General features: G+C 70.3%; 15 protein-coding genes. 4 read left to right on the top strand and 11 right to left on the bottom strand.

Annotated elements, in window-relative coordinates; translation table 11 throughout:
- Positions 1 to 11: 11 nt before the first annotated feature.
- The 3 genes from ACGFJ2_RS43820 to ACGFJ2_RS43810 are packed head-to-tail and all read right to left on the bottom strand — an operon-like array spanning position 12 to position 5,082.
- On the bottom strand, positions 12 to 2,153 hold the full coding sequence (locus ACGFJ2_RS43820; RefSeq protein WP_357954158.1) for a hypothetical protein: 2,142 nt from the start codon (positions 2,151 to 2,153) through the stop codon (positions 12 to 14).
- Positions 2,150 to 3,772, bottom strand: coding sequence for a peroxidase family protein (locus ACGFJ2_RS43815; protein WP_393478645.1), 1,623 nt, complete (start codon positions 3,770 to 3,772; stop codon positions 2,150 to 2,152). Before ACGFJ2_RS43815 ends, ACGFJ2_RS43820 begins: the two co-directional genes overlap by 4 nt.
- Before the next feature lie 2 nt (positions 3,773 to 3,774).
- A complete protein-coding gene (locus tag ACGFJ2_RS43810; RefSeq protein WP_393478643.1) occupies positions 3,775 to 5,082 on the bottom strand; it encodes a cytochrome P450 in 1,308 nt (435 codons plus the stop codon).
- Positions 5,083 to 5,286: 204 nt separating this feature from the next.
- On the opposite strand from ACGFJ2_RS43810, the gene ACGFJ2_RS43805 reads away from it, so the two are divergent.
- Positions 5,287 to 6,270: an acyl-CoA desaturase gene (locus ACGFJ2_RS43805; protein ID WP_393478641.1), complete on the top strand. Its 984-nt coding sequence runs from the start codon at positions 5,287 to 5,289 to the stop codon at positions 6,268 to 6,270.
- Positions 6,271 to 6,381: 111 nt separating this feature from the next.
- On the top strand, positions 6,382 to 7,284 hold the full coding sequence (ppk2, locus tag ACGFJ2_RS43800) for a polyphosphate kinase 2 (RefSeq protein ID WP_393478639.1): 903 nt from the start codon (positions 6,382 to 6,384) through the stop codon (positions 7,282 to 7,284).
- Here the strand turns inward: ppk2 and clpB are convergent.
- The 7 genes from clpB to ACGFJ2_RS43765 form a co-directional block, all read right to left on the bottom strand.
- Entirely contained in the window at positions 7,273 to 9,876 is a 2,604-nt protein-coding gene (clpB, locus tag ACGFJ2_RS43795; RefSeq protein WP_393478636.1) for an ATP-dependent chaperone ClpB, read from the bottom strand. The genes ppk2 and clpB overlap by 12 nt on opposite strands.
- A gap of 24 nt (positions 9,877 to 9,900) precedes the next feature.
- Positions 9,901 to 10,194: a chaperone modulator CbpM gene (locus ACGFJ2_RS43790; protein ID WP_357954169.1), complete on the bottom strand. Its 294-nt coding sequence runs from the start codon at positions 10,192 to 10,194 to the stop codon at positions 9,901 to 9,903.
- Positions 10,191 to 11,117: a DnaJ C-terminal domain-containing protein gene (locus ACGFJ2_RS43785; protein ID WP_393478633.1), complete on the bottom strand. Its 927-nt coding sequence runs from the start codon at positions 11,115 to 11,117 to the stop codon at positions 10,191 to 10,193. Before ACGFJ2_RS43785 ends, ACGFJ2_RS43790 begins: the two co-directional genes overlap by 4 nt.
- Positions 11,117 to 11,815: a nucleotide exchange factor GrpE gene (gene grpE / locus ACGFJ2_RS43780; protein WP_393478630.1), complete on the bottom strand. Its 699-nt coding sequence runs from the start codon at positions 11,813 to 11,815 to the stop codon at positions 11,117 to 11,119. The genes ACGFJ2_RS43785 and grpE overlap by 1 nt, the downstream gene beginning before the upstream one ends.
- Before the next feature lies 1 nt (position 11,816).
- Positions 11,817 to 13,700 (bottom strand): molecular chaperone DnaK, encoded by a 1,884-nt coding sequence (gene dnaK, locus ACGFJ2_RS43775; protein WP_393478628.1) that lies wholly within the window; start codon positions 13,698 to 13,700, stop codon positions 11,817 to 11,819.
- 43 nt (positions 13,701 to 13,743) lie between these two features.
- Positions 13,744 to 14,220: a general stress protein gene (locus tag ACGFJ2_RS43770; protein WP_357954175.1), complete on the bottom strand. Its 477-nt coding sequence runs from the start codon at positions 14,218 to 14,220 to the stop codon at positions 13,744 to 13,746.
- Between the two features lie 142 nt (positions 14,221 to 14,362).
- Positions 14,363 to 17,074 (bottom strand): AAA family ATPase, encoded by a 2,712-nt coding sequence (locus ACGFJ2_RS43765; RefSeq protein WP_393478625.1) that lies wholly within the window; start codon positions 17,072 to 17,074, stop codon positions 14,363 to 14,365.
- Between the two features lie 155 nt (positions 17,075 to 17,229).
- On the opposite strand from ACGFJ2_RS43765, the gene ACGFJ2_RS43760 reads away from it, so the two are divergent.
- Complete coding sequence (locus ACGFJ2_RS43760; protein WP_393478622.1) at positions 17,230 to 20,217, top strand: glycoside hydrolase domain-containing protein; 2,988 nt, start codon at positions 17,230 to 17,232, stop codon at positions 20,215 to 20,217.
- Between the two features lie 94 nt (positions 20,218 to 20,311).
- Here ACGFJ2_RS43760 and ACGFJ2_RS43755 read toward each other — a convergent pair whose 3' ends face one another.
- Positions 20,312 to 21,463 (bottom strand): ROK family transcriptional regulator, encoded by a 1,152-nt coding sequence (locus tag ACGFJ2_RS43755; RefSeq protein WP_357954180.1) that lies wholly within the window; start codon positions 21,461 to 21,463, stop codon positions 20,312 to 20,314.
- Positions 21,464 to 21,540: 77 nt separating this feature from the next.
- Here ACGFJ2_RS43755 and ACGFJ2_RS43750 point away from each other — a divergent pair, with 77 nt between their 5' ends.
- Positions 21,541 to 22,803: a Gfo/Idh/MocA family protein gene (locus ACGFJ2_RS43750; RefSeq protein ID WP_393478620.1), complete on the top strand. Its 1,263-nt coding sequence runs from the start codon at positions 21,541 to 21,543 to the stop codon at positions 22,801 to 22,803.

The following is a 22,803-nucleotide window of genomic DNA, read 5'->3' as shown; positions in this document are numbered from 1 at the left end:
GCGTCGGCCGCTCAGGGAGTGGGCAGTGGGACGGCGGCGTCGCGGAGTGTCTGGCGGGCGGTGGCCGACAGGCACAGCAGCGGGCGGGCGCCGTCGAGGCCCAGCTCGCGAAGCCGGCGGGCCAGCGGGTGCGCCGACCCCGGCGCCACGGTCAGCCGGAGCCGTGGCACCGGATGCAGGCGGCCCAGGCCGCGGGTCCGTACGCAGGCGCGCAGCGCGCCGCCCTCCGCCCCCCGCGCGTAGCCGACCAGGTCGCGGTCGCTTACCGGCAGCCAGGGGCCGAGGACCCCGCTCAGCGTGAGCAGCCGGTCGTCGGAGCCGCCGACGGCGATGCGCGCGTAACCGGTGGTGAGCTCGAACTCCAGCGGCACCAGGTACGGCTCGCCGCCCCACAGTCGTGGCGCCACGGCGCCGAGGGCGGCGGCGTCGATCACGGAGCCGGCCAGGAAGCTGCCCGAGCGCCGCCGGTCGGCCCCGCGCGGCAGATCGAGCCAGACGCGCGGCGACCTCGACCGCCACGGACCGGGTACGACGATCCCGAGGTGGAGCTCGCGGTAGCCGCCCGCGCTCGTACGCCGGTCCCAGGAGGCGTGCACGGCGACCAAGGCTCGCCCGCCGACCCGTACGGCGGGCCCGAACCCGGTCCCCTCCAGGAGTGCCGCCGCCCCGGCCGGGTCCGCGGCGAAGTAGGCCGTGAGGCCGCTGCCGTTGTGGCACCTGATCGGCAGCTCGACCCCGTCCATGGCGTACGTGGGCACCGTGAGGAAGGGCGACCCGGCGGGGCGGGGGGCGCGGTCGGACAGCCGGTACGCCTGCGAGCGGACGACCTGCCCCCGGAACGGCCCGAGCCGCCCGTCGATCCGGCGACGGGCCTCGGGCAGGTCGTCGGCGATGTTGGCGATGTAGTGCTCGATGCTGTGGCAGAGCGGGAACAGGTGGGTGGCGTCGAAGTAGTCCACGACGTACCAGTCGGGATGCGGGTCGAAGCAGGTGCCCGCGCCCTGCCCGTCGAGGGTGGGGACGATGTCGTGCTGGTTGGTGACGCTGGCGACCCAGGTGCGCGGGTCGGCGGGCCGCTTGAAGTCGACGGGCGCGCCGACCGCGACGGCGTGCGTGACGGTGTAGCGGGCGCAGAACTCCGCGTCCTGGGCCAGGTTCATGATGGCCGCGCCGCCCGCGCTGTGGCCGATCAGAGCCAGCTCGGCGCCCTGGGGCAGACCGTAGTCGTCGATGGCCTTGGCCAGCGCGCGGCTGTAGGGGCTGCTGTCCAGCACGGCACTGCTGAAGGCGCCGAGCAGGTCCTGGGGCGATTCGCCGTCGAGCCGTCCCGCCCGCATACCGGGCGCCTGGACGACGTGACGCACCACTCCGTCGAGGCCCGCCACGCTCTGGATGAGCACCCGTCCCGTCGTACCGACCACGCTGATGTTGCGCAGGAACCCGAGCAGCGAGCCCTGCGGGCTCAGCCGCGCGGATTCGGCCGCGGACAGCTCGACCCGGCGCGCCGCCCCCTCCCCCGTGTCGAGGACGGCGACCATCCTGTTGCTCATGCCGGTGATCGGGTCGGCGGTGGCGTAGCCCTTACCCGTCGCGATCAGCCAGGCGGTGTCGTCGTTGAGCGGGTTCTCGTCGAGCAGCGCCCGCAGGGCGAGGACCTCGCCGAAGACCGGGGCGAGGGCGCTGAGCGCGCGTACGGCGCCGCGGTCCTTGAGCAGGGCGCGCAGCGCGCGGACGGCCTCCAGGTCGCGGTCGGCGGCGGCGGCCTCGATGAGCCGGCCGAGCATGGGGTCGGCGCTCAGCTCGGGGTGGTCGAGGGCGACGGCGGCGATCCGCAGCCGCAGTGAGGTGGCCAGCACGCGTACGGCCAGGCTCTCCGCGCCCGCCATGCCGCCGAGCTTGGCCGCCAGGGTGCCCAGCGGGCCGCCGGTGAGCGCGTAGCCCAGACCCGCGCCATTGGTGATGGCCCGCAGCAGCGCGCGGTGGGCCAGGTAGCCCGCCGAGGGGGCCTGCGGCAGGGCGCGGAGCAGGGCGCCGTCGGTGAGCGCGGCCGTGGCGTGGCCGGCCGCCTCCCGGATCGTGACCCCGATGTCGACCAGCTCACGGGCCGCGGCACGCAGCGGCCCGGCGGCCGGGTCGCCGCCGCCGCCGCTCATCGGGCCGTCCGTCGCGTCATGCTGACGAAGCGGGGGCCCGGATCCTCCGGGACGTTGCGGTGCAGTACGTCCGACAGCGTCCGCGTGCTCGCGATGATCCGCATGCCGTGCGGGGAGAAGGTCGCCGCGTTGGACACCCTCGGGGCCAGCAGCGGATTGGTCAGCGCCTGGGAGAAGGCGTCGATGGCGATGATCTTCGTGAGCAGCGGCGGCAGGATGGCGTCCGGGCTGCCGGGCTCCTCGGCGAACAGGCCGACGTACAGGTCGAGGTCGTCGACGCTTCGGTAGAGCTCCCGCAACGCGCCGCTGACCCGCGCGTCGCCGGAGACCTGGTCGAAACCGCGCACCCGGGGGAACCTGCAGTGTTCGCGGTAGCTGTTGTAGGGGGCCAGGCCGAGCGTGCGCGAGTCGGCGATGCTGGCCACGTCCACCTCCCTCAGGAGGGGGTCGGTGTTGAACAGGCCGACGCGGCCGGCGCGCTGGCGGGAGGCGTCCTCGAAGAGCCGGCCGAGGCCGTGCTCAGGGATCAGCGCGCCGCCGAGCAACGTCCGCGCCATCGGCAGGTCGTGGCCGCCCACCGACAGCTGGGAGGGGATCAGGCTGTGCCAGCGGTAGACGAGGTTGAACTCCACCGAGGCCCAGTTCTCGCGGTGCCAGGGCACGTGGGCCAGCATCGCCGACAGCCGCGAGTCCAGGGTGAAGCGGAAGTGGTAGGGCGTGATGTGGTTGATGTACTCCTCGACGACCAGCTTGATCAGCAGCACGATGAGGATGTTGCGCGCCGTCTGGAACAGGCGCTCGTCGTCCCAGCGCGGGCAGAGCTGGCCGAGCAGGCGGGCCACCCTGTTGTGCTCGCGCAGGAACAGCACCGTCAGCATGGTGAAGCCGAGCTGGATGTTGCCCCGGTCGCTCCCGGTCGCGAACAGGGTGTCGCGCTGCTGGTCGGTGAGCTCGGCGAAGCGGATGACGCTCAGGGCGGCGAACTCCGGTTTGACCTTGCCGTTCTCGCACAGGTAGGGCGGGAACTCCCCGCCGTTGATGAACTGGCTCTTGAGCAGCCCGCCATGGAAGGTACGGAGTGCGGCCGTCGCCGTCTCGTGCAGGCCGTAGACCTGGTTGAGGTCGATGTGGTGGTTGGAGCTGTTCTTGCGGGGGTCGCGCGGGACGTGGACGTCACCGCGCAGGAAGCCGTCGGTGAACCACTGGGCGAAGTAGGCGAACAGCACCGTGGAGCGCGGGCACGGGATCATGCTCTCGCCACGGGTGAACAGGTCGGCGGCCTTCTCGGGGGTGGGCCGGGCACTCTCGGGCACGGCGAGCGGGGGCAGGTGCCTGCCGCTGTAGGTACGGTCGGTCAGCGAGGCCCATGAGGTGTAGTCGGCCATCGTGCTCAGCGGCTCCGGCCGGGGCGGCATCTCGCGGACCGCCTGGTCGATCAGCAGGGCGTTGAGGCGACGCCGTACGGGCCGGATGGACTGGACGAGATCCCAGAACGGCCGGCCGTTGGTCAGCGCCAGGAACCTGAGCCGGTTGACGGCCCCGTCGGTGGCGATGCTCCGCGCCGTCGCCCTGCCCTTCGGCGTCGTCCCGCTCTCGGCCGTGGTCCCGCGCTTCGCCATCGTCATTGTTCCTGGCCTTCGGCGCCGAGCCCGAGGACGAACCGGTCGGGGAAGATCCCGCCGGCGCGGACGACCCGCCCCTCCGGCGGTGGGAGCAGGCGCACCCCGGGACGCAGCAGCAGGCGGCGTACGGCCTCGCAGATGACGGCCCTGGCCGGATGCACGCCCAGGCAGGCGTGCTGACCGAAACCGAAGAACAGCTGATGGTGCCCCGGCCGGTCGAGGCGGAACTCCTCGGGCTCGGCCACCACGTCCGCGTCGAACATGGCCGAGGCCGGCGCGGCGAGCACGAGCGTGCCCGCGGGGATCATCGTGGCGCGGGGGGTGCCGGCGGCCAGGACGTAGTCGCGCTCGCACAGCCGGGGCAGCAGCTTGAAGAACGGGTTGAACCGCAGCGCCTCCCAGACATGACGGTCGAACCGGGCGGGGTCGGGGTCACCGGCGGCCTCGATGGCCTGGGCCAGCACCTCCGGGCGCAGCAGAAGCTGCTCGACCGCCTCGACCATGGCTCCGGGCGCGCTCTCCACGAACCCCAGCGGCAGGCCGGCCATGTTGATCAGGATGCGTTCGTCGTCCACGCCGATCTCGGCGGGCAGGGCGGTGGCGGCGAGCCGGGTGAAGACGTCGTCGGGCAGGCGCCGTCCGGCCCGCAGCGCGGCCCGGCGTTCGGCGAGCCGCTCGCGCAGATAGGCGATCATCTCCGAACCCGCGCGGACCGACGCGGCCTGGATCTTCGGATCGCCCAGGAAGTTGGCGAAGCCGTCGGTGACGATGGCCCGCGTCCACCGCGACAGGGTCTGCGCGTCGGGGCCGGGGAAGCCGAAGTAGGTCGCGGACACGCCCAGGGCGACGGGGCGGAACAGCCCGTGGACCGCTTCGACGCCACCGGACGGCCAGGCGATGTCGAGCCGTTCGTCGGCCAGCCGCCCGGCCAGCTCGCGCACCCCGGCCACGTCGCGCGGGTCGAGCATGACCTGCATCAGCCCTTTGTCCCGCCAGTTCATCGGGGTGGCGTCCCGGCCCAGCATGAAGGGGCCGCCCAGGGCGGCGTCGAGACGGGGGCCGAAGGCGCGTACGGAGAAGACGGTCTCGCGGGAGAGCACCTCGGTGACGTCGGCGAAGCGGGTCACGACCGTGAAGGCGGGCGTGACGAAGATGGGGCGTCGCTCGCGCAGCTCGGCGAACAGGGCCCGCCAGTCGCTGCGCAACCACTCCCGGACCAGGCCGAACGCGGAGATCGGATCACGCGCCAGCGCCTCGTCGTATCTCTCCAGATGGCCGCCCGTGGTTGTCTGATCGACAGCACCCATGCCGTATGGCCCTTCTGTCCGACGCCGGAGCGAACAAAGATCATTACGGTCTGTAGCCGCAACTAGGCATGCGATACCCATTTCTTGGTGACTACCGTATGGAGTGTTTTGATTCCCCTGAGTGATGGAGTCGTCACTTCCAGGTCATTGCCGTGCGCTGGGGACGCGGCCGTTGAATGAGGAGCCCAACCGTCCTCGCCGATCATGGGAGGTAGCGTGAGCTCGTCATCCATCCCGCAGCCGGATTCGGGCACAACGGACTCGGGCCAGGCGGAGACGGTGACGGCCACCACGGGCCGCCGGACCGTCTATCTGATCGTCCTGGTGGTGTTGCCGGTGCTGCTTCCCGTCCTGGCCGTGCCCGCCGCCTGGGGATGGGGCGTCGGCCCGCGTGACGTGGTGATCGCGGTGGTCATGTACCTGGTCAGCATCTTCGGAATCGCCATCGGCTACCACCGGCTCTTCACCCACCGCGCCTTCAGGTGCAACCGGCCGCTGCGCGTCGCGCTCATGCTGGCCGGCGGCATGGCGGTCGAGGGCCCGGTCACCCTGTGGACGGCCGAGCACCGCCGGCACCACAAGTACGCCGACCGCGAGGGCGACCCGCACTCGCCGTGGCGTTACGGCGACAGCGGCCTGGCCCTGCTGCGCGGCATGGCGCACGCCCACATCGGCTGGTTCTACACCGCACGCGACCGCTCCAGCCGCCGGCACTGGGTGCCCGACCTGCTGGCCGACCCGGACGTGCGGCGGTTCGACGCCGCCTATCCGGCCGTGGCGGCATTGTCGTTCGCGCTGCCGGCCGCGGTGGGCGGGCTGTGGTCGATGTCGTGGGCGGGGGCGTGGACGGCGTTGTTCTGGGGCGGGCTGGTCCGCTACGCCGTGGTGCACCATGTCACGTGGTCGGTGAACTCCATCGCGCACACCTTCGGTGACCGCCCGTTCCGTACCCGGGACCGCTCGTCGAACGTACGGTGGGTGGCGTTGCTGACGCTCGGCGAGGGCTGGCACAACTGGCACCACGTGGAGCCGACCTGCGCGCGGCACGGGGTGCTCAGCGGGCAGCTCGACCCCAGCGCCCGGCTGATCCGGTGGTTCGAGCTGGCGGGCTGGGCCCACGGCGTGCACTGGCCGGACCCCGGCCGCCTGAGCGCCCGCCGCGTCGGTCAGCGCGATCAACGCCCCTGACGGCGCCGCCCCCGGGCGGTCGAATGGGCGACCTCGGACGGACATCAAGCGTTCAACTGTCCGCCTCGCACATACCGCTTTACTTGGCGTTTTTTGGGCAAGTCGGTTGTTATGGAGCGGGTTTCTCTGCTGGACTCCACCCCCGGGCTGCTGGTGGACGACAGCGACGACGACGATCCGGTGCTGCTGCGGCCGGACGGCAGCCGGGTCGACACCTGGCGTGAGCACTATCCCTACCCCGAGCGGCTGCCGCGGGAGAAGTACGACCACGACAAGCGGCTGTTGCAGATCGAGCTGCTGAAGCTGCAGTACTGGGTCAAGGCCAACGGGCAGCGCCTGGTGATCCTGTTCGAGGGGCGTGACGCGGCGGGCAAGGGCGGCACAATCAAGCGGTTCATGGAGCATCTCAACCCGCGCGGGGCCACCGTGGTGGCGCTGGAGAAGCCGTCCGAGCGCGAGCGTACCCAGTGGTACCTGCAGCGCTACATCGCCCATCTGCCCGCGGCCGGGGAGATCGTGCTGTTCGACCGCTCCTGGTACAACCGCGCCGGGGTCGAACGGGTGATGGGGTTCTGTACCGAGGCCGAGTGCCGCGAGTTCATGGTGCAGGTGCCGCAGTTCGAGCGGGCGCTGGTACGCGACGGCATTCACCTGGTCAAGCTCTGGTTCTCGGTGACGCGCTCGGAGCAGCGCACCCGGTTCATCATCCGGCAGGTCGATCCGGTACGGCAGTGGAAGCTGTCGCCGATGGACCTGGCCTCGCTGGACCGGTGGGACGACTACACCAGTGCCAAGGAGGAGATGTTCCTCAACACCGACATCCGCGAGGCGCCGTGGACGGTCATCAAGAGCAACGACAAGAAGCGGGGGCGCCTGGAGGCGATGCGCCACGTGCTGAGCCGCTTCGACTACGACAACAAGGATCACCAGGTGGTCGGCACCCCGGACCCGCTCATCGTCAGGTCGGCGTCCGACATCTACGACGAGGACCACACCGCGGGGTCACCCCCCTGACCCGTGGAAGGTGACGGTCAGCTCGCCCTTGTCGACGTCGACCGTGACGGTCGAGCCCTCGGGGATGTCGCCGCTGAGCAGCGCGCGGCCGATCCTGGTCTCGACCTCGCGGGCGATGAAGCGCCGTAGCGGCCGGGCACCGTAGACCGGGTCGTACCCCTGGTTGGCGATCAGCCGCCGCGCCGCCTCCGTCACCTCCAGGGTGAGCCGCCGGTCCGCCAGCCGCTGCCTGATGTCGTCGAACATCAGGTCGACGATCTGCTCGATCTCGTTCTCGGTCAGCGGCTTGAACAGCACGATGTCGTCGACCCTGTTGAGGAACTCGGGCCGGAAGTGGCGGCGCAGGTCCCCCATCACCCGCTCGCGCGCCTCGGGCTTGATCTCGCCGTAGGAGGTGACGCCGTCGAGCAGGTACTGGGAGCCGATGTTGGAGGTCATGATGACCACGGTGTTGCGGAAGTCGACCGTACGGCCCTGCGCGTCGGTCAGCCGCCCGTCGTCGAGGACCTGCAGCAGCGTGTTGAACACGTCCGTGTGGGCCTTCTCGATCTCGTCGAACAGCACCACCGAGTACGGCTTGCGCCGCACCGCCTCCGTCAGCTGGCCGCCCTCCTCGTACCCGATGTAGCCCGGAGGGGCGCCGACGAGACGGCTGACGGTGTGGCGCTCCTGGTACTCGCTCATGTCGATGCGGATCATGTTGTCCTCGGTGTCGAACAACGCCGCCGCGAGCGATTTGGCCAGCTCGGTCTTGCCGACCCCGGTCGGCCCGAGGAAGAGGAAGGATCCGATGGGACGTCTGGGGTCCTTGATGCCGGCTCGGGCGCGGATGACGGCGTCGGCCACCAGCCGCACCGCCTCCTCCTGGCCGATGACGCGCTCGTGCAGGATCTCGTCCAGGCGCAGCAGCTTCTCGCGCTCCGCCTCCTTCAGCCGGCTCACCGGGATGCCGGTCCAGCGCGAGACGATGGAGGCGATCTCCTCCTCGGTCACGACCTCGCGCAGCAGCCGGTGCCCGTGCTGCCGGGTGTCCAGCCGCTCCTCCTCGCCACGCAGCCGCCGTTCCAGCTCGGGGAGCTTGCCGTGGCGCAGCTCGGCGGCGCGGTTGAGGTCGTAGTCGCGCTCGGCCAGCTCCGCCTCCCGCCGTACGGCCTCGATCTCCTGCCGCAGGGCCTGGACCTTGCGCAGGGCCGAGCGCTCGGCCTCCCACTGCGCCCGCATCGCGTCGGCTTCTGCGCGCAGGTCGGCCAGCTCCTTGCGCAGATCGGTGAGGCGGGTCCGGCTCGCCGCGTCGTCCTCCTTGGCCAGCGCGGCATCCTCGATCTCCAGCCGCATCACCCGCCTGGTCAGCTCGTCGAGCTCGGCGGGCATGGAGTCGATCTCGGTACGGAGCATCGCGCACGCCTCGTCGACCAGGTCGATCGCCTTGTCCGGCAGGAACCGGTCGGCGATGTAGCGGTGGCTCAGATTCACCGCGGCGACGAGCGCGCTGTCCTGGATCTTCACGCCGTGGAAGACCTCCAGCCGCTCGCGCAGTCCGCGCAGGATCGAGATGGCGTCCTCGACGGAGGGCTCCTCGACCAGCACCGGCTGGAAGCGCCGCTCCAGGGCCGCGTCCTTCTCGATGTGCCGGCGGTACTCCTCGACCGTGGTCGCGCCGATCATGTGCAGCTCGCCGCGGGCGAGCATCGGCTTGAGCATGTTGCCGGCGTCCATGGCGCCTTCGGTCGCCCCGGCTCCCACCACCGTGTGGAGCTCGTCGACGAACAGCAGGATCCGGCCCTCGGCCGCCTTCACCTCGTTCAGCACGGCCTTGAGGCGTTCCTCGAACTCCCCGCGGTACTTGGCGCCGGCCACCAGCGAGCCCATGTCCAGACTGAAGATCGTCTTGTCGCGCAGTCCCTCGGGGACGTCACCGCGCACGATCCGCTGGGCGAGCCCTTCGACGATGGCCGTCTTGCCGACACCGGGGTCACCGATCAGGACGGGGTTGTTCTTGGTCTTGCGGGACAGGATCTGGATCACCCGGCGGATCTCCGAGTCGCGGCCGATGACCGGGTCGAGTTTGTCCGCGCGGGCCTCGGAGACCAGGTCGCGCCCGTACTTCTCCAGCGCCTCGTAGGCCACTTCTGGCATCGCGGAGGTGACCCGCTGGTTGCCCCGGACGGCGGTGAGCGACTCCAGGAAGCGGTCGCGGGTCAGTCCCTGGCCGTGCAGCGCCCTTCCGGAGGCGCCCGAGGTCCCCTCCTCGATCATGGCCAGCAGCAGGTGCTCGACGGAGACGTACTCGTCCTTGAGCCGCTTCGCCTCCCGCTCCGCGCTGTCGAGCAGCCGGGACAGCCGCTGGGTGACGAAGACCTGGCCGGGTGTCGTCCCCGGCCCGCTGACCTTGGGCCGGCGCGAAAGCTCCGCCTCCAGGTCGGTGATCAGGCTGTCCGTGTTCGCCCCCGCCGCCGCCAGCAGCCGGGGCGCCAGCCCTTCCGGTTGTTCGAGCAAGGCCAGCAGGAGGTGCTCGGCGTCGACCTCGGTGTGCCCGTGGCGTATGGCCTTGGTCTGTGCGTCGTGCAGGGCTTCCTGCGATTTCTGCGTCATCCGGTTCGGGTCCACTCCAGCCCCCTAGTGTCGTTCCGACAAGCGCCGCAGGTTTGCTTCCAGCTCCTCGATCCGGTCGAGCAGGTCGATCACCAGCCCGATGGCGGCGTAGTTGATCGACAGGCCGTGGTGCAGCCGCTGGATCCGGGCGGCCACGGCCACCTGGGCCGGCGGGAAGCACAGCTCCCCCCTGGCGTCCCTGACCGGTTCGAGCAGGCCGAGCGCCACGAGCCGGCGGACGGCCTCCGGGTGCAGGCCGGTGGCGCGCGCGTAGGAGTTCAGGTCCAGGCGCGCCGGCCGTACGAGTGCGTAGGTCATGAACGCCCCCTCGGGTCGAAGGCCGAGACGGCGGCGAGCTGCTCGAACAGCCGCCGCTCCTCCTCGGTGAGCCGGGGTGGCACCATGACGCGCACCTCGGCGAAGAAGTCGCCGGCGCCACCGCCGCGCGGGTCGGGCATGCCGCGCCCGCGCAGCCGCAGGCGGCGGCCAGACGAGGTGCCCGGCGGCACCTTCAGCTTCGCCTCGCCGCCCGGCGTGTCGATGGCGACCGTGGCGCCCAGCGCGGCCTCCCAGGGCGCCAGCGGCAGAACGGCGTGGATGTCGCGTCCCTCGACGCGGTAACGGGGATGGTCGGCGATCCGGACGATGAGGTAGAGATCGCCCCGCGGCGCGTCACCGCTTCCGTGGCCGCCCTCACCGGCGAGCCTGACGCGCCGGCCGTTCGTGACGCCCGGGGGGATCGTGACGTCCAGCCGCCGGCCGCCGGGCAGCGTGATGGTGCGGCGCCCGCCCTTGTACGCCTCCTCGACCGTGAGCGTCAGCTCGGCCTCCTGGTCGGCACCGGGCACCGGCCCCCAGCCGCGCGCGCCTCGCCCGCCTCGGCCGCCGAACATGCCGCCGAGCAGGTCCTCGATGTCGATGCCGCCCTCGAAGCCCTCTCCCCCCGCCGGACGCCACTGACGGCCGCCGCCGGCGCGGGCGCGGGCGTACTGCTCGGGGTCCACGTCGGGCGGCACCTGGCGGAAATCAGGACCGAACGCGTCATACCTGCGGCGCGTCTGCGGATCGGACAGCACGGAGTACGCCTCCGAGATCTCCTTGAACCGGTCCTCCGCCCCGGGATCCTTGTTGACGTCGGGATGGTTGGCGCGTACGAGCTTGCGGTAGGCCCGCTGGATCTCGTCCTGGTCGGCCTTCCGGTCGACGCCCAGCACTTCGTAGAAGTCCCGCCGGACGACCATCACTCCGCCTTCTTCGACACGACCACCACCGCGGGCCGCAGCTGCCGCTGGCCGTCGCCATAGCCGGGGCGCACCACCTGGACGACGGTGCCGGGCGCGACGTCGTCCCGTTCTACGGTGGCCACCGCCTCGTGGTGGACCGGGTCGAAGGGCACGTCGCTCTCGTCGTGGCGGGCGTACCCGAGGCGGGACAGCACCGCCAGGGCCTGGTCCCGTACGGCCCGCACCCCCTCGACGATGGCGCGCGCCTCGCCTTTCTGACCGGCCGCGTGGCCCAGCGCGAGCTCCAGGTTGTCCAGGATGGGCAGCCAATCGGCCGCCACCCGGTCCCGCTCCTCGGCCCGCAGCCGTTCGGCGTCGCGGGCGATGCGTTTGCGTACGTTGTCCAGTTCGGCGACCGAACGCAGCCAGCGGTCCTCCAGTTCGGCGAGCTTCGCGTCGGTCTCCGCGGAGGCGTCAGTCCCTGCGGAGGCGTCGGTCTCCGTAGAGGCGTCGGCGGAGGTCTCCACGGGCGCCTTCGCAGGCACGTCGGCGGGCGTGGGCCTGGGCACGTCCGCCTTCGCGGGCGTGGGCCTGGGCACGTCCGCCTTCGCGGGCGTGGGCCTGGGCGCGCTCGCCTTCGCGGGCGCGCCCGGTGCCTGCCGAGCCGGTGCTTCGGCCTGGTCCGTCCGGTCCGTCCGGTCTTCGTGGCCGTTCATGTCACTCCGTGTCGGATGTGGTGAACTCGGCGTCGATCACGTCCTCGTCGCGGCCGGAAGCGGCCTCCGTCCTGCCCTGGGGCGGTACGGCCTGCCCACTGACCGCGAGCCCGTGGTAGACCTGCTGGAGTTCGCCGCTGAGGCCGCGCAGCCGGTCGAGCGGCGCCTCTTCCTTGACCGCCTGCCGGGCGTCCTGGACGAGTTGCTCCGCACGCGCCTTCTCGTGGACGGGCACGGCGTCGCCGAGCTCCTGCAGGCGGCGTTCCACCTGGTAGGCGACGGAATCCAGCTCGTTGCGCGCGTCGATCGCCTCCCGGAGCCGGGCGTCCTCGGTGCGGTGCTGCTCGGCTTCGGCGACCATCCGCTCGATGTCCTGCTTGTCCAGGTTGGAGCTCTCGCTGATGGTGATCTTCTGCTCGGCACCGGTGTCCTTGTCGCGGGCGGTGACGTTGAGGATGCCGTTGGCGTCGATGTCGAAGGTGACCTCGATCTGCGGCTCTCCGCGCGGCGCGGGGCGGATGTTCTCCAGCCGGAAGCGCCCGAGCACCCGGTTGTCGGCCGCGCGTTCCCGCTCCCCTTGCAGGATCACGATGTCGACGGCGTTCTGGTTGTCGTCGGCGGTGCTGAAGGTCTCGGTCCGGCGGGCCGGGATCGTGGTGTTGCGTTCGATGACCTTGGTCATGACGCCGCCGAGCGTCTCGACGCCCAGCGAGAGGGGCGTGACGTCGAGCAGGACGACGTCCTCGACCTCGCCCTTGAGGATGCCGGCCTGGATCGCCGCGCCGATGGCCACGACTTCGTCCGGGTTCACCGTCATGTTGGGGTCCTTGCCGCCGGTGAGCCTGCGTACGAGGTTCTGCACGGCGGGCATGCGGGTCGATCCGCCGACGAGGATCACCTCGTCGATGTCCGACGGCCTGAGCTTGGCGTCCTCCATCGCCTGCTCCACGGGATGGACGCAGCGCTCGACCAGGTCGGCGGTGATCTGCTCGAACGTGGAGCGCATGAGCGTGGTGTTGAGGTGCTTCGGCCCCGCGGCGTCCGCCGTGATGAACGGCAGGCTGATCGTGGTCTGGGTCACCGCCGACAGCTCGACCTTGGCCTTCTCCGCCGCTTCGAACAGCCGCTGCAGGGCCTGCGGGTCGCGGCGCAGGTCGATACCCTGGTCCTTCTGGAACTCGTCGGCCAGGTGGTCGACGATCCGCCGGTCGAAGTCGTCGCCGCCGAGGTGCCCGTCGCCGGAGGTCGAACGTACTTCGACGACCCCCTCACCGATGTCCAGGATGCTGACGTCGAAGGTGCCACCGCCCAGGTCGAAGACCAGTACGGTCTCGTTGGACTTCTTGTCCAGCCCGTAGGCCAGCGCGGCGGCGGTCGGCTCGTTGATGATCCGCAGGACTTCCAGCCCGGCGATGCGGCCCGCGTCCTTGGTCGCCTGGCGCTGGGCGTCGTTGAAGTAGGCCGGGACGGTGATGACGGCCTCGGTCACCTTCTCGCCGAGGTACTTCGCCGCGTCGGCGGCCAGCTTCCTCAGCACGAGGGCCGAGACCTCCTCCGGCGCGTACTGCTTGTCGCCGACCTGGAAGCGTACCGATCCGTCCGACCCCTCCACCACGTCGAAGGAGACCGCGTGGATCTCGCTCTCGACCTCGTTGAAGCGGCGGCCGATGAACCGCTTGGCGGAGTAGATCGTCCCTTTAGGGTTGAGTATGGCCTGCCGGCGGGCCAGCTGGCCGACCAGCCGCTCGCCCTGGTCGGTGAACGCCACCACCGACGGTGTCGTCCGGGACCCCTCCGCGTTGGGAATGACCGTGGGCTGACCGTCCTCCGTGGCGGCGATCACCGAGTTGGTCGTACCGAGATCGATGCCGACTGCTTTCGCCATGGCGAGCTCCCCCTAGCCGCTTTTCTTGCTTTCCGCTCTTTTGCTAGCCGCTTGTCTTGCCGAGCAGTTCCTGAGCCCTGGCCACGTGTTCGGATTCGACGAGGACGTCGTACTTGTCGGCTACCAGCCCGCTCTCCGAGACGAAGTCCCGGCGGCCGCCGTGCACCGAGTGCGAGATCAGGCCGTAGATCGCTCCGGCGATCAGCCCCCACAACAGGCCCCACAGCAGCAGGCCGACCATGGCCGAGGGCCTGGGCGCGAAGAAGATCCCCAGGAACAGGCCGATGAGCACACCGAACCAGGCTCCGGACGCGGCGCCCAATCCGGCGGCGCGCAGGTACGTCATGCGCGAGACCACCCGCTCGATCGAGCGCAGTCCCACGCCTACGATGAGCGTTCCCTGTACGGGGAACCCGTGGTCGGACAGGAAGTCCACGGCCTTCTCGGCCTCGGCGTACGTCGGATAACTGGCGACCGGGACCCGGTTCGCGGTGATCGGGCCCGGGGATGCTAGAGACACGGCTCCTCCTCGCGTTCAGGCGGGATATCTCTGCGTACGCTCGCGAGTGCGTACGCTTTCGAGGCTTCTCCGGGCATCCGTCCGCCACATCCCCCAGATGTGTAGTCATCACTGACTGTGCGGTCATCCGGGCGGGTTTCGCTCAGGCTCCTGCCACGCCGGACGGGCCGGTCTCGATCCTTCCCTGCGACACCATGAGGCGTACGAGCTCGATGCGGGAGTTGATGTGCAGCTTGCGGTACACGTGCCGCAGGTGGAAGGCCACCGTGTGCACGCTGATGAAGGTCTGCTCGGCGATCCGCCGGTTGGTCCATCCGTCGGCGACGAGCAGCGAGATGTTCCGCTCGGTCTCGGTGAGGCTGTCCCAGCCGGAGACCGGCCGCTCGGCGTAGCTCCAGTGGCGGTGACGGACGCCCATGCCGCGCAGCCGTTTGCGGACGCGCGCCGAATCCCTGACGGAGCCGAGGTCCTGGTAGATCGCGAGGGCGCGATCCAGGTTGCCGGCCGCTTCCTCGTGCCGCCCGGCCGTGACGAGCGCCATGCCGAGGTCCTCCGCGGCCGAGGCCCGCGCCCACGCGTCGTCCGTCCGCTCGGCGGCCTGGGCGAGGGCGTCGCAGTCGCCGTCGAGCAGGCCGCGGGCGTGCGCGGCCGAGGCGACCAGCGCGGCGAACTCCGGATTGCCCTTGCTGAGCGCCTCCACAGTGGCCACGACCGCCTCGGCCGCCGGACGGTCGTCGGCGGCGAGGGCGACGCGGACCATCCACGCACCCGCCGTGGGTTCCACGGCGAGCATCGAACGCAGCCGCCCGAGTGGTGCGGGAAGGTCCGTGAGCAGTGTCATCGCGCTCAGCGGTCCGTCGCGTACCTCGGCGACCTGTGCCGTCAGCAGGGTGTGCCGTGGATGGCCGTCGAGTGGGCCGCCTGTTCCGTCCGCGACGTACCGCGACGCCGCGCGCAGGTCGCCGCGCCGCAGCGCGACGGTGGCGAGGACGGCGTTGGCCACCGTGGCGGGCAGCGGGGTGCCCAAGGTGGTGGCCAGGTCCAGGGCTCTCTCCGCCTCGGTGACGGCGTCGGCGAAACGGCCCGCGGCGAGCTCGGCCCGGGCCTCCAGAGCGGAGGCGTCCGCGGTCCAGGTCAGGTGGCCGTCGGCGGACATGTCCGCACGGGCCTCCCGGAGGATGGCGCGGGCCTGGTCGAGCCGGTGGACGTCCATGAGCAGCGCGGCGGAGACGAGCAGGGGCTCGTAGCGATGCACGGGCGACTCGTCCGTCCCGGCCGGCCGCTCGTCCGTGACGGCCAGCCGCCGGGCATCCTCGGCGAACGCCAGCGCCTCGGAGAGCCGACCCTCCTCCCACTCGGTGACCGCGAGCGCGACCAAGGCCGCGACCGTGGCCACCGGACCGTGCCGGGCGCCGCCTTCCAGGACCTCGTACGCGTACTCCCGGGCGGACGTGCCCGAATCCCGCAGGCGCGTCAGGGCGTACAGCCGGACCAGGACCGCCCGATCGCGCACATGGCCGGGTAGATCGGGCACGGCCAGCATCGTCTCGGCCAGCCGCAGGGCTTCCTCGATCCGGCCGGTCAGATACATGATGTCCGACAGGAGGCAGCGCAGCTCGGCCGCGTCGTCCGCCGGGTCGCGATCCGCCAGGCCCTCGTCGACCAGCCGCTCGGCCTCCTGCAGCCGCCCCCCGGCGATCGCCGTGTCGATAAGCGCGGCCAGGTGGCCGGAGCCGCGGCCAGGGCCGGGGCCATGGCCGGGGTCGAGGTCGGGGCCGGAGACGCCCAGTGACCGGCTCGCAGGTCCGGCGTAGACATCCGGAGGCCGATTCGCCGGTTCGGCGTGGGTGCGGGCGCCGAGTTGGTCCAGCAGCGCGTGCCGTACCGGTTGCGGGACCCGCGTGGCGACCACGAACCTGACCAGTTCGTGCCGGAAGGTGAGGCCCTGTGGGGTGGCGGCCAGGATGCCTGCCGCCATGCACTCCTCGACCAGCGGAAGCAGGGCGGCCGGTGTGGTGCCCAGCAGTGACACGGCCTGTTCCGGCGAGAAGGACCGGCCCAGCACGGCGACGGTCTCCACCAGATTCCTGGCACCCGTGCTGAGGGCATCGATCCAGTGGCGGACGACCATCCGCAGCCGGTGGGGAACGTACCCATGCGGCAGGACGGCTCCGGCTCCCAGCCGCCCTTCGTCCCGGAGCCCGGCGAGCAGCTCGCTGATCAGCAGCGGGTTGCCGCCGGCGCCGCCCGCCAGTGCCAGCAGGGCCGGCTCGGGTGGCGCCCCGAGCGTCTGCGTCATCAGCCCGACGACCGCCTCCGGCGAGAGCGGCGTGAGCTCGAGCCTGGCGGCTCCTTCTCGCTCCAGGAGGTCGAACAGGAAGGCGGCCTGGCCCTGTTCCACCGCGGTGGATCGGCTCAGCAGCCAGCCGATGGGCCGGGACGCGAGCACGTGGTGCAGGGCGCGCAGCACCATCAGCGTCATCGGGTCCGCCCAGTGCAGGTCGTCGAGCACGACCAGCACCGGTCCCGTGGCCCGTTCCTCGAGGCCGGATCGCAGGCGTTCGAGGGTACGCGCCCGCGAGTCGCCGGGATCACCGCCGGCGGCCGGCTCGAAGCGCAGGTCGAGAGCCTGGTACAGCATTCCGCAAGGGATCAGCTCGCCCAGCTCCCCCGGGCCGCCCTGGAGCACGCTGAGGTGGCGCTCGCCCGCGGCGCGGGCGGCTTCGGTGAGCAGGCGAGTCCGGCCTGCCCCCGGTTCGCCGTCCACCAGCAGCGTCCCGGCCGCGCCACCCTCTATCGTGCGCAGCAGGCTCTCGACACCGTGCCATTCCCGATCGCGTTCCCACATTCGCATCCCCCAATTCCTGGCTATCCGGACGGAGGACGCCGAACCTCATGTGGGGGGAGATTTTTCGCGCGTCCCCGCGGGCGACGTTCCGCCCGGCGCGGGAATCCCAGGCGGCACACCCTCTTGACCCAGACTTACACAAGAACCCATGATAAGTGCTCATGCTACGCCGAGCACTTCCCTTACTCTGCGCGACCTTCCTGCTCGCACCGTTCGCGCCCGCCGCCATCGCCGGCACGAACGCCGCACAGCTCTGGGTCGAGAGTCCGCAGAAGACCGTCTACCGCACGACGACGGTTCCGCAGAGCCCGAACACCGCCATCAGCCTCGTAGCCGCCCGCGGTGAGTACGAGAGCGCGCAGATCGCCGTACGCGCGAAAGAACGGCTGCGCATCAAGCGCGTCCGATTCGGCAACCTGACCGCGGGCGGCCGGCGGCCGATCGCGGGAGCCAACCTGAGCTACCACTTCGTCGCCTACAAGGACGACAGCAAGGTCGCGGCGAACCCGTTCTTCCCCGACCGTGAGGGCAACCTGCTCTATCCCGAGTCGGCCATGCCGGATCCGCTCTCCAACGACCAGGAGACCTGGGTCGAGGCCGGCCAGACTCAGCCGGTCTTCGTCACCGGGTTCGTGCCACGCGGCACGGCACCCGGCACCTATCGAGGAACGGCGACGGTCGAGACGACCCGGGGCGACTACCCGGTCCCGATCACCTTCAGCGTGCACGCCGTCGAGGTCCCCACGATCGACAAGTCACCGTTCACCAACTACCAATGGACGATGACGAACGGTTTCACCTGGGACGGCTTCAGCTGGAACGGTGCGGCCGGCCAGGCCTATGACGTCGGCAAGTACTACTACGGCGTCGAGACCTACAGCGACGCGTGGTTCCGCCTCATGGACGAGTTCGCCCGCAAGCTCGCCGAATATCGCACCAACATGGTCTGGCTCCGCACCGACCTGTTCCTGCAGTCCACCGGCACGGAGCTGTCGGAATTCCTTCAGGGGATTCCGCGCGACATCGACTGGACGAACTTCGACCGCTACGTCGCGACGTTCAAACGGCACGGGATCACCAGCTTCGCCAACCAGCATCTCATTCACGCGCTGAACAAGATGCCGGACAACGAGAAGCCCAACGACAGCTGGAACACCAAGCTGCCGGACAGCCTGCCGGTCACCGACGCGTTCCTGACCAACTATCTGACCGCGCTGCACCAGCACCTCAAAAGCAAGGGCTGGACGAACGGCCTGACGTGGTACCAGCACATTCAGGACGAGCCCATCACCGCCGCCCAGCGCAACCTCTGGACCTATGTCGCGCGCAAGATCAAGCAGATCAACGCCGATATCGGCGCCGACTTCCGCACCATGGACGCCGATCCCGATGGCATCCTGCTCGACGACAAGACCAAGCCCTATGTCGACACCTGGGTTCCGCTGACACCGGCGTTCGAGCGCAAGAAGGCCGGCTACAAGGCACAACAGGCCGCGGGTCAGGACCTGTGGGTCTACACGTGCGAGGTCAACACTCCCCCGTGGCTCAACCGCTTCTGGACGCAGCCGACGATGACCGGCCGCATGCTGTTCTGGGACCTCGAGCGTGAGGGCGTGCAGGGTCATCTGCACTGGGCGTGGAACGCGTGGTACGTGGGTCCCTGGAAAGGCGACTCCTACATCGTCTATCCCGACAAGGCCAACTTGACGGTGAAGAGCAGCGTGCGCCTCGAGGCGCAACGCGACGGTCTTGAGGACTACGAGCTGCTCTACATCCTGAAGAAGCGCGACCCGGCCTTGGCCCAGCGGATCGTCGACAGCGCGATCAGCCCGGAGGACCCGCGGCGCTACACGCTCGACCCGGCCTATCTCGACGCTCTGCACGGCTACCTCGTGCGGGCGGCCGCGGGCGAGCCTGTGGGCGCCATTCCCCAGCCGACCAGCCCCTATGAGGGCCAGGACGTCCCGAACACCTTCCTGGTCGACAACACCGACAGCGGCATCGGCTACTCCGCCGGCTGGGCGCCCCGGCAGCGGCAGTCCGCGTACCTCGGCAGCGTGCACATCGGCAAGAACGCCGGCGACAAGGCGACCTACGAGTTCGAGGGCACCGGTATCGACGCGTTCTTCGAGAAGAACACGACGACCGGAAAGGTGTCCGTGTCGGTCGACGGTGGGCCGGCCACGGTGCTCGATCTCTACGAGGCGGTCCAGTACGACCGCTTCACCGCGTATCAGAAGACCGGCTTGAGGCCGGGCAAGCACCAGATCCAGCTCACCAACCTGGAGAACAAAGAGGTGCGGCTCGACGGATTCCGCGTGCGACTCGCGCCTGGGCAGCGGCACTTCGACGCGACGTTGAAGGATCTCAAGCTCACCAACGTCTCGGAATTCTCCTTCGAGGGATATCGCGGTGACTACACGCTGCTCGTCAACGAGGGCAAGAGCACAGTCGGCCTGACCCCGACGCTGACCGACGCCGGCGGCACGATCACCGTCGACGGCAGCCCGGTCGCCAACGGCGCGAGCGTCGACGTCAACGTGGCGAACGGCAAGAACAAGGTCGAGATCCGCACGCTGGCAAGCGATGGCAAGACCGCGAAGACCTATGCGCTCACGCTCGTGAAGGGCGCGGTGAACACGGCGGACGCCAACATCGCCCGAAGCTATTCGGCGGTATCCGCTTCGGCCGCCCGTGATGGCGACGGCGGCGTGCAATACGGCCCGCAGAAGATGGTCGACGGCGAATACGGCACGATGTTCGCCGCCAAGCAGGGCTACACCGACGCGAATCCGTTCCCGCACGAGATCGTGCTGGACTGGAAGGAGCCGAAGGCGTTCAACACGCTCGTGGTCGCGACCCGTGGTGGCATTCCGCAGGGCCTGACCGATGTGGACGTCGAGGTCTCGGCCAACGGCACCGACTGGACGACCGCTGTGCGGGGCGCCGCGTTCCGGTGGACGCACGACGATGACGACGGAGTCATGGAGTACTCGGCCGCCGATCTTCCCGACCTGCAAGGCGTCAGGAAGCTACGCCTGAAGATCAACGATGCGAACTACACCCGCTGGAGCATGTACGCCGTCTATGAGCTGGAGCTCTACAACCTGCCGGCCATCCGTTCGGCGACGAGCGGTCAGCCCAGATAGCCGCCATCTAGCACGCCGGTGAGCAAGCAGGTTCGCGCCCGTCGCCTTGGTCAGGCGACGGGCGCCATCTGTGGCACCGCGAGAGCGATGATCGTCAAGCGGATGGCTTGGGCAGGGGAGCGTCGAAGTCGTAGAGGCGGGCGTCGACGTGATCGAGCGCGCGCCGTACCGCCCCCAGGACCACGGCCTGCTCCCCCAGGTCGGAGATCACCACCACGGGAGGTTCGAGGCAGAACGGGTCCAGGTGCCGGCGCACCGGCTCAAGCAGCACGTTGCCCGAGCGCGAGACGCCGCCGCCGATCACCACCAGTTCGGGATCCACGGTCAGCACCAACGCGGCGATACCTTCGGCCAGGTCGCGCGCGTACTGATCGACCGCCCACCGCGCGGCCGGGTCGCCGGACCTGGCCACGGCGAAGACCTGGGCGGCGGCGTCCTGTGGCGCTGTGCCGGGCGGCAGACCCTGAAAACCGGTCAGATGGACGGGCGCGCGGTGCCAGCCGATCAGCGGCAGCGCGCCGATCTCGCCCGCGCCACCCCTGGCTCCTTTGAGCAGCTTGCCGTCCACCAGGATGCCCGCACCGGTGCGCACGCCGGACAGCACGAACACCAGGTCGTCGATGTCGCGGGCCTGGCCGCGCCAACGCTCGGCGAGCGCGGCCAGGTTGCAGTCGTTCTCCACCAGTACGGGGCAGTCGAAGCTCGCCCGCAGCTCACCCGCCAGATCGAGGCCGGTCCACTCGGGCAGGCCGACCGACAGTTTCACCACGCCCTCGGGGGTCACCACGCCGGTGGTGCCCGCGCAGACGGCGGCGATGCTGTCGGCGGTCAGCCCGGCGGCCTCCAAGGCGCCCGCGATCGCCCTCCTGAGGCCGGCCAGGCGCTCGGCGCGACCGGCGGCGGCGGTGGTCCGCTCGTCGTGCGCGGCCACGACCGTGCCGTCCAGATCGGCGACGCTGGCCCTGAGCGTGTAGGAGCCGATGTCGATCCCGAGCACGTGACCGCCCGTCGCGTGGAAGGCGAACAACCTGGCCGGCCGCCCCATCTGGCCGCTCTCCGGCGGCAGTTCCCTGAGCCAGCCCGCCGCCAGCAGCTCCTCGACCAGGCCCTCCACGGTCGGCCTGGACAGCGCGGCCTCCTTGGCGAGGTCGGTCAGCCCGAGCGGCCCCCGCGCCCGGACCGTGCGGAGCGTCGTCACGAGATTGATCCGGCGAAGCCGCGAGGTGTCGCCGCCGCGGATCGTCATGCTTGCCCCCTTGACAGATGCTATGCGGCAGAAATAAAAACATCCTTCATTAGTAAGTCTCACTATAGGGGATGTGAATGGTCACTCTTGCCGTGATTGGAGCGGGCCTGCGCGGCGCAGGTTACGCGAGGCTGGCGCGCGAAGCCGGGTGGGCCGAGGTCGTGGCCGTCGCCGAGCCCGACCCGGCCAGGCGGGCGGAGTTCGCGGCCGAGCACGGCATTGCGGCCGAGCGCGCCTTCGCCGACTGGCGGGACCTGCTGGCCGGAGAGCGGCTGGCCGACGCGGTGATCGTGGCCACGCAGGACCGCCTGCACCTTGAGCCCGCCGTACGCGCGGCCGATCTGGGCTACCACATCCTGCTGGAGAAGCCGATGGCGCCGACGGAGGAGGACGCCGCGGCCATCGCCGCGGCCGCCGACCGCAACGGCGTGATCCTGGCGGTCTGCCATGTGCTGCGCTACGCGCCCTACACCACCAGGCTCAAGGAGCTCCTGGACGCGGGCAGGATCGGCCAGATCATGAACATCCAGCACCTGGAGCAGGTCGGCTGGTGGCACCAGGCACACTCCTTCGTGCGCGGGAATTGGCGGAACGAGGCCGAGTCGGCCCCGATGCTCCTCGCCAAAGCCTGCCATGATCTTGACTGGCTCGTGCACATCAAGGGCGAAGTGCCCGAGCGGGTCTCCTCCTTCGGCAAGCTGGCCCACTTCACCAAGGAGAACCAGCCCGCGAAGGCCGCCGACCGATGCCTGGACTGCTCCGTCGAACCCACCTGCCCCTACTCGGCCAAGCGGCTCTACATGGACTCCCTCGCCGATCCGAACCGGCACATCTGGCCGCTCGGCGCGATCACCAGGGACTTCACCGAGGAGGGCGTGCTCACGGCCCTGCGCGAGGGCCCGTACGGCAGATGCGTCTACGCCTGCGACAACGACGTGGTCGACAGCCAAGTGGTGATCATGGAGTTCGCCGACGGCACGAGTGCCACCTGCACCGTGACCGCGTTCGGCGCGCTCGAGCACAGGAAGACCAGGATCTTCGGCACGCGCGGCTCGATCGAGTGCGACGGCGAGACGCTGCGCGTGCACGACTTCCTCACCAATGAGGTGTCGGTGATCGACGCCCTCGCCGGAGCGGACGCCTCGGCCGCCTCCGGTCACGGAGGGGGTGACGGGGCGCTGCTGAAGGCGTTCTTAGCCGCCGTCCGCGACAACGACCCGGCCTTGGTCTCGACCAACGCGCAAGCCAGCCTCGCCACCCACCGGGTGGTCTGGGCCGCGGAACAGGCCAGGCACACCCGTACCGTCGTTTCGATAGAAAAGGCCCCCCACCATGCGTAA

Source organism: Nonomuraea sp. NPDC049028 (assembly GCF_043197735.1).
GTDB lineage: Bacteria > Actinomycetota > Actinomycetes > Streptosporangiales > Streptosporangiaceae > Nonomuraea.
The sequence above is the reverse complement of the archived record's forward strand: the minus strand, read 5'-3'. Positions and strand labels throughout refer to the sequence as shown.

Bases quoted from the DNA above. Each gene is read 5' to 3' on its own strand.
- ACGFJ2_RS43820 (WP_357954158.1), bottom strand. From the start codon at position 2,153: ATGAGCGGCGGCGGCGGCGACCCGGCCGCCGGGCCGCTGCGTGCCGCG.
- ACGFJ2_RS43815 (WP_393478645.1), bottom strand. From the start codon at position 3,772: ATGGCGAAGCGCGGGACCACGGCCGAGAGCGGGACGACGCCGAAGGGC.
- ACGFJ2_RS43810 (WP_393478643.1), bottom strand. From the start codon at position 5,082: ATGGGTGCTGTCGATCAGACAACCACGGGCGGCCATCTGGAGAGATAC.
- ACGFJ2_RS43805 (WP_393478641.1), top strand. From the start codon at position 5,287: ATGGGAGGTAGCGTGAGCTCGTCATCCATCCCGCAGCCGGATTCGGGC.
- ppk2 (WP_393478639.1), top strand. From the start codon at position 6,382: ATGGAGCGGGTTTCTCTGCTGGACTCCACCCCCGGGCTGCTGGTGGAC.
- clpB (WP_393478636.1), bottom strand. From the start codon at position 9,876: ATGACGCAGAAATCGCAGGAAGCCCTGCACGACGCACAGACCAAGGCC.
- ACGFJ2_RS43790 (WP_357954169.1), bottom strand. From the start codon at position 10,194: ATGACCTACGCACTCGTACGGCCGGCGCGCCTGGACCTGAACTCCTAC.
- ACGFJ2_RS43785 (WP_393478633.1), bottom strand. From the start codon at position 11,117: ATGGTCGTCCGGCGGGACTTCTACGAAGTGCTGGGCGTCGACCGGAAG.
- grpE (WP_393478630.1), bottom strand. From the start codon at position 11,815: ATGAACGGCCACGAAGACCGGACGGACCGGACGGACCAGGCCGAAGCA.
- dnaK (WP_393478628.1), bottom strand. From the start codon at position 13,700: ATGGCGAAAGCAGTCGGCATCGATCTCGGTACGACCAACTCGGTGATC.
- ACGFJ2_RS43765 (WP_393478625.1), bottom strand. From the start codon at position 17,074: ATGCGAATGTGGGAACGCGATCGGGAATGGCACGGTGTCGAGAGCCTG.
- ACGFJ2_RS43760 (WP_393478622.1), top strand. From the start codon at position 17,230: ATGCTACGCCGAGCACTTCCCTTACTCTGCGCGACCTTCCTGCTCGCA.
- ACGFJ2_RS43755 (WP_357954180.1), bottom strand. From the start codon at position 21,463: ATGACGATCCGCGGCGGCGACACCTCGCGGCTTCGCCGGATCAATCTC.
- ACGFJ2_RS43750 (WP_393478620.1), top strand. From the start codon at position 21,541: ATGGTCACTCTTGCCGTGATTGGAGCGGGCCTGCGCGGCGCAGGTTAC.